The organism is Acidovorax sp. NN32, assembly GCF_057597245.1.
Genome location: NZ_CP199679.1, coordinates 2,948,987 through 2,961,943, shown reverse-complemented (window position 1 = coordinate 2,961,943; position 12,957 = coordinate 2,948,987). Strand labels below are relative to the sequence as shown.

15 protein-coding genes are annotated in these 12,957 nt (G+C 66.5%); 8 read left to right on the top strand and 7 right to left on the bottom strand.

Going from position 1 to position 12,957, the window contains the following annotated elements; genetic code table 11:
- The first annotated feature begins 171 nt into the window (after window positions 1–171).
- From ACT89O_RS13800 to ACT89O_RS13770, 7 genes are all read left to right on the top strand, one after another.
- Window positions 172–915 (top strand): LuxR C-terminal-related transcriptional regulator, encoded by a 744-nt coding sequence (locus tag ACT89O_RS13800; RefSeq protein ID WP_121422759.1) that lies wholly within the window; start codon window positions 172–174, stop codon window positions 913–915.
- 61 nt (window positions 916–976) lie between these two features.
- Complete coding sequence (locus ACT89O_RS13795; RefSeq protein ID WP_487260342.1) at window positions 977–1,813, top strand: sensor histidine kinase; 837 nt, start codon at window positions 977–979, stop codon at window positions 1,811–1,813.
- 125 nt (window positions 1,814–1,938) lie between these two features.
- On the top strand, window positions 1,939–2,508 hold the full coding sequence (locus ACT89O_RS13790; RefSeq protein WP_121506264.1) for an NUDIX hydrolase: 570 nt from the start codon (window positions 1,939–1,941) through the stop codon (window positions 2,506–2,508).
- A 5-nt stretch (window positions 2,509–2,513) separates the two neighbouring features.
- Window positions 2,514–3,305 (top strand): expansin EXLX1 family cellulose-binding protein, encoded by a 792-nt coding sequence (locus ACT89O_RS13785; RefSeq protein WP_436129204.1) that lies wholly within the window; start codon window positions 2,514–2,516, stop codon window positions 3,303–3,305.
- A 52-nt stretch (window positions 3,306–3,357) separates the two neighbouring features.
- Complete coding sequence (locus tag ACT89O_RS13780) at window positions 3,358–3,810, top strand: YiiD C-terminal domain-containing protein (RefSeq protein ID WP_436129205.1); 453 nt, start codon at window positions 3,358–3,360, stop codon at window positions 3,808–3,810.
- Window positions 3,811–3,858: 48 nt separating this feature from the next.
- Window positions 3,859–4,236 (top strand): PH domain-containing protein, encoded by a 378-nt coding sequence (locus tag ACT89O_RS13775; protein WP_487260341.1) that lies wholly within the window; start codon window positions 3,859–3,861, stop codon window positions 4,234–4,236.
- A 129-nt stretch (window positions 4,237–4,365) separates the two neighbouring features.
- On the top strand, window positions 4,366–4,944 hold the full coding sequence (locus tag ACT89O_RS13770) for an EF-hand domain-containing protein (protein ID WP_487260340.1): 579 nt from the start codon (window positions 4,366–4,368) through the stop codon (window positions 4,942–4,944).
- 139 nt (window positions 4,945–5,083) lie between these two features.
- Here the strand turns inward: ACT89O_RS13770 and ACT89O_RS13765 are convergent, their stop codons facing one another.
- The 7 genes from ACT89O_RS13765 to ACT89O_RS13735 all read right to left on the bottom strand — a co-directional run bounded on the left by ACT89O_RS13765 (window position 5,084) and on the right by ACT89O_RS13735 (window position 11,843).
- Window positions 5,084–5,242, bottom strand: coding sequence for a DUF3309 family protein (locus ACT89O_RS13765; protein WP_007856361.1), 159 nt, complete (start codon window positions 5,240–5,242; stop codon window positions 5,084–5,086).
- 212 nt (window positions 5,243–5,454) lie between these two features.
- Window positions 5,455–7,083 (bottom strand): DHA2 family efflux MFS transporter permease subunit, encoded by a 1,629-nt coding sequence (locus tag ACT89O_RS13760; protein ID WP_487260339.1) that lies wholly within the window; start codon window positions 7,081–7,083, stop codon window positions 5,455–5,457.
- A gap of 15 nt (window positions 7,084–7,098) precedes the next feature.
- Window positions 7,099–8,424 (bottom strand): EmrA/EmrK family multidrug efflux transporter periplasmic adaptor subunit, encoded by a 1,326-nt coding sequence (locus ACT89O_RS13755; protein ID WP_487260338.1) that lies wholly within the window; start codon window positions 8,422–8,424, stop codon window positions 7,099–7,101.
- Between the two features lie 184 nt (window positions 8,425–8,608).
- Window positions 8,609–10,063, bottom strand: coding sequence for an efflux transporter outer membrane subunit (locus ACT89O_RS13750; RefSeq protein ID WP_487260337.1), 1,455 nt, complete (start codon window positions 10,061–10,063; stop codon window positions 8,609–8,611).
- A gap of 63 nt (window positions 10,064–10,126) precedes the next feature.
- Window positions 10,127–10,639, bottom strand: a complete 513-nt coding sequence (locus tag ACT89O_RS13745; RefSeq protein ID WP_462386957.1) for a MarR family winged helix-turn-helix transcriptional regulator — start codon at window positions 10,637–10,639, stop codon at window positions 10,127–10,129.
- 214 nt (window positions 10,640–10,853) lie between these two features.
- Complete coding sequence (locus ACT89O_RS13740; protein ID WP_487260336.1) at window positions 10,854–11,495, bottom strand: ATPase; 642 nt, start codon at window positions 11,493–11,495, stop codon at window positions 10,854–10,856.
- On the bottom strand, window positions 11,496–11,843 hold the full coding sequence (locus ACT89O_RS13735; protein ID WP_487260335.1) for a TA system antitoxin ParD family protein: 348 nt from the start codon (window positions 11,841–11,843) through the stop codon (window positions 11,496–11,498).
- Between the two features lie 149 nt (window positions 11,844–11,992).
- Here ACT89O_RS13735 and ACT89O_RS13730 point away from each other — a divergent pair, with 149 nt between their 5' ends.
- Window positions 11,993–12,946 carry a ketopantoate reductase family protein gene (locus ACT89O_RS13730; RefSeq protein WP_487260334.1) on the top strand — a complete coding sequence of 318 codons (954 nt, stop codon included), beginning with the start codon at window positions 11,993–11,995 and terminating at the stop codon, window positions 12,944–12,946.
- Window positions 12,947–12,957: the final 11 nt, after the last annotated feature.

The window sequence follows — 12,957 nt, the reverse complement described above, 5'->3', positions numbered from 1 at the left end:
TTGAAAGCCGCGTCGGCTTTGGAGCCTCGTACAGAGATACAGCAGCGAAAACCGTCATTGAGTCGCAATGGACCAAGTCCGCAGGAGTTTCTAGTGATGAGCAACTGGCAGCCTGACAACTCTCCGAACCCGCCCGTGCCGGCGTTGGCCTGCTTACCCTTTGCAGATGCAATGCCAGCGCCGCAGTGGTCATCCGGGCAATTCGACACTTTTGACAGCCCGCCTTCTGTGTGGCCTGCCTTTCTCACGGGGCAAAAGGCCAGCCCGGTGCGGGTGCTTCTGGTGGACGACGACCCGCATATCCGCCTTGTCATCGCCCAGGAGCTGATGGCAGATCCCCGCACCCTGCTCGTTGCGCAGGCCGGCAGCGTGCGGGAAGGGCGCAGAGCGATCAAGCAGCATGATTTTGATGTGCTGCTGGTGGACCTCAATCTCGGCGATGGCGATGCCTTTGATTTGCTGGGGCTCCTCAAGTCGGCGCGGCCTTCTGCGCAGGCCGTGGTCATTTCGGTCATGGAAAACGACGAGCAGGTCATGCGCGCATTCGAACTGGGAGCTGCAGGCTACGTGGCCAAGAACTCGTGGTTTCGCAACTATTCGATGGCGGTGCTGCAGGTGGCCAACGGTGGCGCATCCATCACGCCGAACCTGGCCCGCAGGCTGCTGCAGCGTTTTGACCGCATCCACGGCGCCGAGACCAAGCGGCGACAACCCGACGAGGCAGAGCGCCTGTCTGAGCGCGAAAAAGAAATCCTGCGCATGGTGGCTAGCGGCTACACCAGCGCCGAAGTGGGCTCGCGCCTGCTGATCAGCGGCATGACAGTCAACACCCATCTGCGCAACATTTACCGCAAGCTGCAGGTGCGCACGCGCGCGCAAGCGGTGCGTTTTGCCTCGCTGCGGGGACTGTTTTAGCGAGCGTTCATTGGGGGGGAGCCGCTGTACATGTGCAGGTCCCGGAAAGGCAGATGCCCTTATGTTTCGCACCCGCCCACCATGGTTTGCCGTCGTCTGCATTGGTATCTGGCTACTACAGATGGCTTTGATTGCCGTGGCATTTCACTGGATCGGGTCCGTAAGTTCGTCAATGCAGCGGTGGTGGGAGCTGGCTGTGGTGGGCGCGACCATGGGGCTTGGTGCAATGCTGCTGGTGCAACTGCCCAGGGCCCTGCAGTGGCGCCCCCGGCTCAGCCCGCGGCCCAGTACGGAGGTCCTCGCCGAGCGGCGGCGAATCGCCAGGGATCTGCATGACAACCTGGGCGCCCAACTGGTCTGCGCCCTGGTCTTGCTGGAATCTTCGAAGCTCCGCGAGCCCGCGCTTCATGCGGCGCTGGAGAAGTGCCTGCTCGACCTGCGGTTGATCGTGGATTCCATGGACAGTGCGGACGCACCGCTGGCGGATCGCCTGGCGCAGCTGAGATACCGCATCTGTCCTGTGCTGGCGCAGCGCGGCATCCGCATGCTGTGGGATGTTGAAACGCCCCCATGTGCAGATTTTCCGCTCCCGGAGAGCACGACCCATCTCGTAGCCATTGTTCAGGAGGCCTTGAGCAATGCGCTGCAACATGCGCAGGGCACCGAGATCGAGGTGCGCGCGAGGAACCTCCCGGACACCGGGGCCTGGTGCATGGAAATCCGCGACAACGGCCGGGGTATGGAGCCGCCGGGGCCGCAAAGCACGGTGGCCACTGGCAAAGGAATGGCAGGGATGGCGCACAGGGCAACGCTGGCGGGTGGAGATTTGCAGGTGCTCCAGGGCGAGCACGGCGGCACCTGCATCCGGGTGGTGGTGCCCTGGGCACGCGCAACATGAAGCGCCACGCACCGTGGCATGCCTTGTTGCGATTGCTTTCAAGCTGATCGCCGGCGGGAGTGGACCAGCGGGCGCAAGTGGATAGGATCGCCTCGCTGCTGTCCTTCGCCCCACGCTGATTTCCCATGCCTGACCCAAGCCTGCCTCCATCCACTCCACCCTGGTGTGTGCGCCACCGCGCAGCAGCCCTCGTCACCCACGGCGGACGGGTGTTGCTGCACCAGCTGGACGGCGACAGCTTCTGGGCTCTGCCCGGCGGCGCGATCGAGCCTGGCGAGAGCGCGTGCGATGCCCTGGCGCGCGAGCTGCAAGAAGAGCTGGGCGCGGACAGGGGCACGTGCATCGCCGTGGGCTCCCTGGCCGTGGTGGCTGAGAATTTTTTTGCCTATGGGGGCGTGTCGTACCACGAGATCGGGCTGTATCTGCGCGCCAGCCCTCTGCCCGGCAGCCCGTTGGCAGCGACTGATGGCCCCTATGACGGCGTGGAGGGCGCTCGCAGGCTGGTGTTTGCTTGGTTTTCTGCTGCCGAGCTGGCCGGCTTGGATATTCGGCCTGCTTTTCTGCGGGCATTCCTTGGCGACTTTTTGAAGCAGGAGCCCGCAGGCGTTCTGCACATCGTGCACCGCGATACTCCCCCGCAAAAAACGGATGGAACGGCTGGTGCCCATCAACACACTGCCCTCACCACAGGATGACGACGATGACTCCCCAAAATTCTCAGGCCCATCCAACCCGCTGGGTCCGGCTCACCGCACTGCTTTTGCTGGTCTCCCTGGCTGCCTGCGGTGGCGGCGGCTCGGCCGACGGACCCACCGCAGGTGCCGATGCGCCATCTCCGGCACCGGCCCCGGCGCCCGCACCGGGGGCATCCCCTGCACCGTCCATGCCCGGTGCGCTGTCGCCCACCTACACCGGCGAAGGCACGTTCTACGGCGCCACGGGCGAGGGCAACTGCACTTTCGACGCGAGCCCCGACAACCTCATGGTGGCGGCGATGAACGGCCCTGACTACGCGGGCAGTGCCGTCTGCGGCCAGTTCGTGGCGGTGACCGGGCCCAAGGGGTCCATCACCGTGCGCATCACCGACCAGTGCCCCGAGTGCAAGACGGGCGACCTGGACCTGAGCGAGTCCGCATTCGCCCGCATTGCCGACCCCGTCGCAGGCCGTGTTCCCATCCGCTGGCATGTGGTGCCGGGTGATGTCACGGGCCCGGTGAGCTACCGCTACAAGGAGGGCAGCAGCCGCTGGTGGGTGGCCATCCAGGTGCGCAACCACCGCTTGCCCATCACCGGGCTGGAGATCAAGCCCAGCGGCAGCGCAGACTGGATTGCCGTGGCGCGGACCGACTACAACTACTTCGTCCACCCCAGCGCGATCGCCACAGGCCCGCTGCAGGTTCGCATCACCGCTCTGGGCGGCGCCACGTTGATCGACACGCTGCCAGAGCCCTCTGACGGAGTTGTGGTCGCGGGGGCCGGGCAGTTTCCGTGAGCGTCCTGTTTCGTCTCCATCTCGTCACCCTCTGACCCTCTGACGCCAAGCCGTGAACCCTCTCGAACTTCAGTCCTATCTGCACCAGCACATCCCCTTGTCCCAGGCCATGGAAGTCACCGTGGTCGAGGCATCGCCGCACCAGGTGGTGCTGAGCGCGCCGCTGGCTCCCAACATCAACCACCGCGAGACGGTGTTTGGCGGTAGCGCGTCGGCCGTGGCCATCCTGGCTGCGTGGTCGATGTTGCACCTGCGGCTGTCGGCCGAGGGGCTGGGCAGCCGCCTGGTGATTCAGCGCAACACCATGGACTATCTGGCACCCATCGACGGCACCTTCACCGCCGTGGCCCAGGCTCCTGCGCCAGAGACCTGGCAGCCGTTCACCCGCATGCTGCAGCGCAAGGGGCTAGGGCGGATCGCGCAGGCTTCCGCGCTGCACTACCAGGGGCAGCCTGCGGGCCAGCTGGTGGGGGCGTTTGTGGCCTTTGGGCCTGGCTATTCATAGCCGTTGAGGTACAACACGCGATCCAACGACTTCACTGGAGCACAAAACATGGGATTGCTTGATGGCGTGATGGGTAACGCATCCAAGGTTGATGCTGCCAAGATTCAGGAGGAATTCAGCCGCATCCTGGCCCCGGGGGAGGTGGTGGAGCATGCCTACCAGCTGATCCGCGACTATTTTGTGTTTACCAACAAGCGGTTGGTGCTGGTGGACAAGCAGGGCATGACGGGCAGCAAGGTCGAATACCACTCCCTCCCGTACAAGAGCATCACGCACTTCAGCATCGAGACCGGTGGCACGTTCGATCTGGATGCAGAGCTCAAGATCTGGATCTCTGGCTCAGCAGCGCCGTTTCAAAAGCGGTTCAACAAGAAGCTCAGCATCTATGAGGTGCAGTCGGTGCTGGCTGGCTACGTGCTGAAGTAACGCGGTTTACCCAGTTTCATCCGGGCATTGCAGCAATGGGGGTCGCGTACCCTCCGTTCACTGGGCGAAGTGGTGGCCTGTCCTTTTGACACAGGCACCGGGGCTTTCGCCACACAGGAGTTCACAGCGATGTCCCCCCTTATCTCTGGCCTGGCTTCGGTCGCCTCCTTGATTTTCAACGCTACCGCCGGTGGCCCTGGCAAGTCGACTGCGTCGCGGCGCAGCGGGGCCGATGTGGAACCCGAGCCGTCTGCCGTGCTCACCCTGAGCCCGCAGGCGGAGGCTCTGGCGGGCTTTGCAGGCAAGGGCATCCTGGTGTCGCAGGGCAAGTTGGAGAACACCCTGGGTGCGGTGGCACGCGGCAGCGCGGGTGCGGCCGCCAATGCAGCGTCGGCCGCATTGTTGGGCCGCCCGGTGTTTACACAGGATTTTCAGGAACTGCTAACCCGTTTTGGTGCCGACGATACGCAAAAGGCGCAGCTGACGGCGGGGTTTGATGCGGACAAGGATGGCTCCATCACGCAGGATGAATTCTTGAAGGGCCTGGCCAAGACCAAGGGCGCCCAGGCGGGCAGCGACTTCTCGCAGGCCGTGATGCAACTGATGGACCGCAACGGCAATGCCGATGGCAGTGTGGCGGACAAGGAGTTTGCTGCGTTTTCGACCGCGTTTGCCGCGACGGGCGCCAAGCGGACTGGGGTGGCGTAAGCGGCGGCTTCGTCTGGGCGCGATACGCGGTTCCATTCACAAAAAAGCACAACGGCCCACGAAGGGCCGTTGTGATTTATGCGGTGGCCGCTGCCCACTTTTCAGGGGCTGGCGGCATGTGCGCAGTACGGTCAGAGGTCTATATCCGACCCATGAGCAGCAAGATCACCAGGATCAGCACCACCAAGCCAATCCCGCCGCTGGGTCCGTAGCCCCATGAGCGGCTGTGGCCCCAGGTGGGCAGCGCGCCGACCAGGATGAGGATCAGGACGATCAGGAGAATCAGCGAGAGTGACATGGCGGTTCCTTGTTGTGGGTTGCGGTGAATGCATTGTTGGGTGCATCCAGCGCGCTACCCGCAGGTGCCACGCCCGCACGGTGGTCAGGGTTTTCCGACACGCCGTGTGGGATGGAGGGCTGAGGCCGTGCTGATGGGAAACAGTAAAGTGCTATTGAAAATATAGCTGCTAGCGCTTTATGGATAAGCGCTAGCAGCTAATTTTTATCAAATTAGTGCGCTCCAGCGGCATCTGCAGCACCTGCGCCCCCCGTTCTGGCGGGGCGGCGGGTCAGCCAGATCAGCCCGATCAACAGCAGGAACAAGCCGGCCGAGCCCAAGAAGATGTCATTGGCCGCGCGTGTGAACGCCTGCTGGTCGATGAGCCGGTTGATCTGCGCCAGCGCCTGCATCTGCGTGAGGCCGGACGCGGTGAGGTTGTCCAGCGTCTGTGCAAACACGCCCTGGCCCTGCACCAGCCCTTCGGTCAGGTGCGCGTGGTGCATGGCGGCGCGGCTCTCCCACAGCGTGGTGGCGATCGACGTGCCCATGGCCCCAGCGGTGATGCGCACGAAGTTGCTCAGGCCCGCAGCTGCCGGGATACGCTCTGGCGCGATACCCGCCAAGGTCAGGGTGGTCAGCGGGATGAAGAAGAACGCCATGGCCGCGCCCTGCAGCAGGGTGGGGATCAGGATGTGGATGAAGTCCGTCTGCACCGTGAACTGCGAACGCATCCACAGCACCGTGCTGAACACGATGAACGCACCCGTGGCCATGCGGCGCGGGTCCCACTGGCCCACCTTCTTGCCCACCAGCGGTGTGAGCAAAATGGCAAAAATGCCCACCGGCGCCAGCGCCATGCCGGCCGAGGTGGCGGTGTAGCCCATCCACTGCTGCAGCCACAGCGGCAGCAGCACCACGTTGCCGAAGAAGAGGGCGTAGGCCACCGACAGCGCCAGCGCACCAAAGGTGAAGTTGCGGCCCTTGAAGAGCTTCAAGTCCACCACCGGGTGCTTCTCGGTCAGCTCCCACACCAGGAACACCGCAAACGCCACCACGGCGACCACGGCCATGGTGATGATCTCGCCCGAGGCAAACCAGTCCAGCTCCTTGCCCTTGTCGAGCATGAGCTGCAGCGCGCCCACCCACAGCACCAGCAGGCTGAGGCCCACCGTGTCGATGGGCAGCTTGCGGATGGGGGTCTCGCGCTGGCGGTAGATGCCCCAGGTGAGCAGCCCGGCCAGCAGGCCCACCGGCACGTTGATGTAGAAGATCCACGGCCACGATATGTTGTCCGTGATCCACCCGCCCAGCAGCGGCCCCACCACGGGTGCGACCAGCGTGGTCACGCCCCACAGGGCCAGGGCCGTGCCTGCCAGCGCCTTGGGGTAGCTGGCGAGCAGCAGCGTCTGGCTGAGCGGGATCATCGGCCCGGCCACCAGGCCCTGCAGCACGCGGAAGAACACCAGCATTTCCAGCGACGAGGCAAAGCCGCACAGCCAGGAGGTCAGCACAAACAGCATCACGCTCATTGTGAACAGGCGCACCGCGCCAAAGCGCTGCGTGAGCCAGCCGGTGAGCGGCACCGAGATGGCATTGGCCACACCAAAGCTGGTGATGACCCAGGTGCCCTGGCCGGGGCTCACACCCAGGTCACCGGCAATGGCGGGGATGGAGACGTTGGCGATGGACGAGTCCAGCACGTTCATGAACGTGGCCAGCGACAGGGACAGCGTGCCCAGCAGCAGGGCCGTGCCTTGCAGCGGCGGGTAGGCGGCGGGGGCCGGTGGTTGCGCAGTTGCGGGCGTCGCCTTGGCGGGCGCCTGATCGGCTGCGTCTGCAGTGGGGTTGGCGGCGGTCATGCGCTTCCACCCCGTTTACTGCACCACAGGCGACTGCACTGCCGAGGCCACCGGGGCCGAGGCGTGTTGCTGCTGGCTTTGCGCGGGTGCCTTGCCCACCTTGGGCGATGCCACGGCCACGGCGGCCTTGCCATTGCGGCCCAGGTTGGCGGCAATGATGTGGGCCACTTCGTCGTCGGCGGCCTTGAACTGCGCGTCGAACACAGCGGTGGCGGCCACGGGCGTGGTGCGCTGTGTGTCGGCCAGCGTCTTGCCGCTCTGGTCGGCAGTGTCCACCTTGACTTCCATCGACAGGCCCACGCGCAGCGGGTGCTCGGCCACTTCCTTGGGGTCGAGCGCAATGCGCACGGGCACGCGCTGCACCACCTTGATCCAGTTGCCGGTGGCGTTCTGCGCGGGCAGCAGCGCAAAGGCGGCGCCGGTGCCTGCGCCCAGGCCCGTCACTGTGCCGTGGTAGGTGACCTTGGTGCCGTACACGTCGGCTTCCAGCTCGGCAGGCTGGCCGATGCGCAGGGTCTTGAGCTGGCTTTCCTTGAAGTTCGCGTCCACCCACAGGTCGTTCAGCGGCACCAGCGTCATCAGCGGGGCGCCGGCCTGCACACGCTGGCCCACCTGCACGCCGCGCTTGGCCACGTGGCCGTCCAGCGGTGCGACCAGCTGGGCACGCTGCACGGCCAGGTAGGCCTCGCGCACGCGGGCCGAGGCACGCGCCACGTTGGGGTGCTGCTCGATGGAGGTGCCCTCGGTCTGCGTCTGGCTGGCTGCCAGCTGCTCTTGCGCGGCCAGCACGGCCGACTGGGCGGCGGCCACGGTGCTCTTGGCAGCGGCCAGCTGGGCAGTGGCGTGCTGGAACTCTTCCTTGCCCACGGCGCCGCTGGCCATCAGCGGGGCGCGGCGGTTCACGTCGTCCTGCATGCGGGCGGCATCGGCCTGGGCGCGGGCCAGGTCGGCGCTGCGCAGGCTGACCTGAGCCTTGAGCGTGGCGTTGTTGGCATACAGGGTGCGCACTTCGCGCACGGTCTGGGCGAGCTGGGCCTCGGCCTGTTCCAGCGCCACGCGGGCGTCGGCAGGGTCCAGCTTGACCAGTAGTTGCCCAGCCTTCACGTAGTCGGTGTCGTCTGCGCCGATAGACACCACGGTGCCGCCGATCTGCGGCGTGATCTGTACCACGTTGCCCGCCACATAGGCGTTGTCGGTGGTCTCAACATGGCGGCCATTGGCCCAGTGCCAGCCGCCCCAGCCGATGGCCACCAGCGCGACGGCGGCGGCAATGAGGGTGAGGCCCCGGCGGCGGGCGGTGTTGGCTTCGTTGGCGGTGAGGGGTTCGCTGTGGGCGGTCATGGCGGTGGTCTTTCAGGAATGTGTTGTTATGTGTTTTTGATCGGGTCGGGCCTTGCCAGCTACTTACGCAACGGGCGCGGCCGAGGCCAGTGCACCCGTGGAACTGGCTTTGCCAGGCCACTGGGTGCGTTCCCCTCCCGCGAAGCGAGAGAGGGGGAAGACGCGAAGCGGCTCAGGGGGTGTTTCATACCGCTGTGTCATCTGTCCAGCCGCCGCCCAGGGCCTTCATCAGCACCAGGCGTGTGTCGAGCTGGCGAGCACGCAGGTCCACGGCCAGACGGCGCTGGGCCAGCACCTGGCTTTCGGTGGAGAGCACCACCAGGTAGTTGCCCAGGCCCGCGCGGTAGCGCTCTTGTGCAAAGCGGTAGGCTTTTTCAGCACTGGCCACGGCCTCGTCCTGCAAGGCCTGCTGGCGGGTAAGCGACTGGATGGAGGCCACGGCGTCGCCCGCTTCCTTGACCGCATCCAGCACGGCGGCGTTGTACTGGGCGATGGCCGCGTCCAGCTCGGCAGCGCGGCCGCCCAGCTGGGCGCGCAGGCGGCCGCCGTCAAAGATCGGCAGGCGCAGCGCGGGGGTCACACCCATCTGGCGCGAGCTGCCGTTGAACAAGCGGTCCAGCCCCAGCGAGTTCAGGCCAATGAACGCGCCGATGTTGATGTTGGGATAGAACTCGCTGCGGGCGCTGTTCACACCCTGCGTCGCAGCCTCCACGCGCCAGCGCGCGGCCACCACGTCGGGGCGGCGGCCCAGGAGGTCGGCGCCCAGCACCTCGGGCACGGCGGTGGGTTGCAGTGCGGCGAGTTGCGGCGTGACCGTGGGCAGTGCGTCGGGCGCCTGGCCGGTCAGCACGGCCAGCTGGCGGCGGGCCAGGGTGATTTGCTCATCCAGCGCCTCGATCTGGGTGCGGGCATCGGGCACAGCGGCCTGGGCCTGGGTCAGCTCGACCTGGCTGTCCAGGCCTGCATAGGTGCGCTCCTGGGTGAGCTTGCGTTGCTCTTCGCGCTGCGCCAGCGCCCGCACGGCAACGTCGTGCTGGGCCACCAGCCGGGCCAGCGCCACATAGCTGCGGCCCACCTGGGCGGCCAGGGTGTTGGCGGCGGCTGCCGCATCGGCCTGGGCGGCGCGGGCCTGGCCCAGGGCGGCCTGCAGCTCGGCAGCGTGCTGGCCAAAGAAGTCGGGCGACCAGCTCAGCGTGGCCTGCACGGTGCCGCTGTTGTAGGTGTTGCCTGCCACCGGGGCGGGCACCAGCCCGTTGGCGGTGTAGCGCTGGCGGGTGGCGTCCACGCCCAGGGTGGCCTGCGGGCCGTTGGCGGCTTCGCGCACCTGGCTCAGCGCAACGGCCTGCTCCAGCCGCGCGCGGCTCACGGCCAGGCTGGGGTTGCCTTGCAGGGCTTGGTCGATCAGGGTGTTGAGCTGCTCGTCGCCCAGCGCTTTCCACCACTGGCTGGGGGCGGCGGTGTCGGTAACGGCGGCGTTCAAGCCCACGGCCGACGGGGTGGTCTGCACCAGCGGCTTGTGGGCAGTGCCGGGGCTGGCGCATCCGACCAGCAGGATGGCTGCGGCCAGCGCCAGGGCCGATACCGCGAAATGGGCCGCCAGGGCCGAGCGGGTGGAGGGCAGGGAGGATGGGGTGTTCACGGGGTTCTCCAGAATGGTTTTGGGGTGTTGTGTGGAGGAAAACGGTGTGGGCTGTCTGTGTGTTCAGTCGGCGTCTGCGCCGCGCTGCTGGCGCAGCGCTTCGCCATTGGCCAGCATGCGGCGCAGCAGGCGCAGCAGCAGTTGCCATTCGTCATGGGTGAAGTCGCTGAGGTGGCCGTTGAGCACGTCGGCCAGCACTGGGGGCACCTGGGCAGCCACTTTGTCGCCCTCGGGGGTGAGTGCCAGTTGCACCACGCGGCGGTCGGTGGTGGAGCGCTCGCGCGCCACCAGGCCCTTGGCCTCCAGGCGGTCCAGTGCGCGGGTCATGGAGGCCGGGTCGGTCTCCAGGTCCCGCGCCAGGCTGGCCACGGTGGTGGTGGGGCAGCGCGAGATCTTGAACAGCGGCAGCCACTGGGCGTAGGTCAGGTCGTGGGTGGACAGCTGCGCATCTGCCTGGGTGCGGATGGACGTCATCACCTTGCGCATCAGGTAGCCCACGCTGTTTTCGGGCTGGAGTTGGTTGGGGCTGTAAAAGCCAGGGCCGGGCTGCGACGGCGAGGAGGTGTTGGAAGTCATGGACGGTGAATTTAATTGACTAGACAATGATTGTCTTGGCAATTAGATAACACCCGCGATGTACTCAGGGTTTTTACGGGGTGATGGTTGCTATCAAAGGGATAGCTATAGATGAATACAGACGTGCGCAGGGCACCAATTTGGCATTGAGCCGACGGTACAGCAGATGAGAGTGGCAGCCCGCCCAGGCCCGTGCAGCGCGTGGACGTATCGGCTATTGACCGGTCAGGCGCTGCGCCCAGGCGGGCAGCGGCTGGGCCAAGGGGGTGACTTGGGCGGGAGAGCACACGGCCACCAGCTGCGGCCCGGTGCCGGTGGCCTCGGCAGCGTCATACAGATAGGACACATCCGCCTGCCGCACGGCCTGGGCCAGGTTGTCCATGGTGCGGGGGTAGCGGGCCAGGATGCGTTCGGGCGGCACCGGGTGCCCACCTTCGCGCACGCGCTGCGCCACGCGGGTCAGCAGCCGGGCTGGGTCGTCCAGCGCCACGATGTACAGGGCCACGGTGTAGCCGCAGCGCTGGGCTTCTTCGATGAGTTCCAGTTTGGAAGGGTGCGAAAACACGGTTTCGCTGGCGAAGTCGGTGCCTTCGCGCAGCAGGGTGGCACGGCGGTCATCGGCCCATTGGCGGGCGGCTTCGGACCGGGCTTCGGGGTCAGCAATGTGCTGCAGGTGCGCCTGTTCATACAGGTCGGCGTTCACAAACTCCAGCGGCGGACCCAGGATGCCTTCGCGCACCAGGGCGCGGTACAGCGTGGATTTGCCCGCGCCGTTCGGGCCTGCCAGCAGGTGGAACCAGCGGGGTGGCGTGTTGTGGCGGGGCGGTGAGAAGGGCTGCTGGGCGGGGGGCACCATTCAGTGTGAGGCGACAGGGGTGGCGACTTTGGCCTGGTTCTCCAGCACCACCTCACGCACCCGCTGGGCCAGCGTGCCGCGCGTTTGGGCTGCCAGCAGGCGGGCGGTGAGGGCGTCCACCGACGTGGGGGCCGCCAGGGCGGCGGTGCGCGCCGCTGCGGCTTCGTACTGCTCGATGGCGCTGCGGGCCTCCTGCACGCTCAGGCCCGTGTGTTCCACGATCTGGCCCAGTGTGGCCCAGTATTCGATCTGGCTGGCCACCGAGCGGCGCATGGGCTGCGCGGCCTGGCGGGCCTGCTCCACCAGGTGGGCGGGGAGCTTGACGGAAGAAAAGGCAGTGGCGGACATGATGATCTCCTGATTGGCGCATTTTGCGCCAATCAGGTCTTGAAAGCAAAGTGCCTGGCCGGCCTCACTCTCTGCGTGCATGGGTATAGGGCGATACCATGCGCGCTCAAACCTTCATTCACCCGCTGATTCAGCCCGCAGACTGCCCTATGACCGAATCTTCCTTGCTCGCATCCGCCCCTTCCGCCAGCCCACCGCTGCGTTTTGCTGTGATGGGCGCGGGCGCCGTAGGCTGCTACTTTGGCGCCTTGCTGGCCCGGGCGGGCCATGCCGTCACGCTGATCGGGCGACCGGCCCATGTGCTGGCGATACGGGATAACGGCCTGCGGCTGCAGACGGCGGCAATGGACGTGCAAGTGCCCCTGGCGGCCAGCACCGAGGCCAGCGCAGTGCATGGCGCGGACGTGGTGCTGTTCTGCGTGAAGTCGTCCGACACGGAAGACGCCGCGCAGCAGATCCGTCCACATTTGGCCCCCGGCACGCTGGTACTGACTTTGCAGAACGGCGTGGACAACGATGAACGAGTGCGCGCCGTGCTGGACGCCAGCACCCCTGTGGCCGCCGCCGTGGTGTACGTGGCCACCGCCATGGGCGGCCCCGGGCACGTGGTGCACCATGGCCGGGGCGAGCTGGTGATTGCACCTTCGCCGCGCAGCGACGAGGTGGCCCGCGAGCTCACAGCGGCGGGTATTCCCACCCAGGTGTCAGACAACTTGCGCGGCGCACTCTGGGCCAAGCTGGTGCTCAACAGCGCCTACAACGCGCTGTCGGCCCTGTCGCAGCAGCCCTACGGCCCGCTGGTGCAGGTGCCCGGCGTGACGCAGGTGATTGCCGACATCGTGGCCGAATGCCTGGCCGTGGCTGCGGCCGACGGAGTGACGATTCCGGGCGATGTGCAGGCGGCGGTGCGCGGCATTGCCAGCACCATGCCCGGGCAGTATTCGTCCACCGCGCAGGACTTGGCGCGGGGCAAACCCACCGAGATCGACCACCTGAATGGCTACGTGGTGAAGCGCGGCGCCGCCTTGGGAGTGCCGACGCCGCTGAACCACGCGCTGCAAGTGCTGGTCAAGTTGGCCGAGATGAAGCGCACTGCGGGCTGAACCGGGGATCC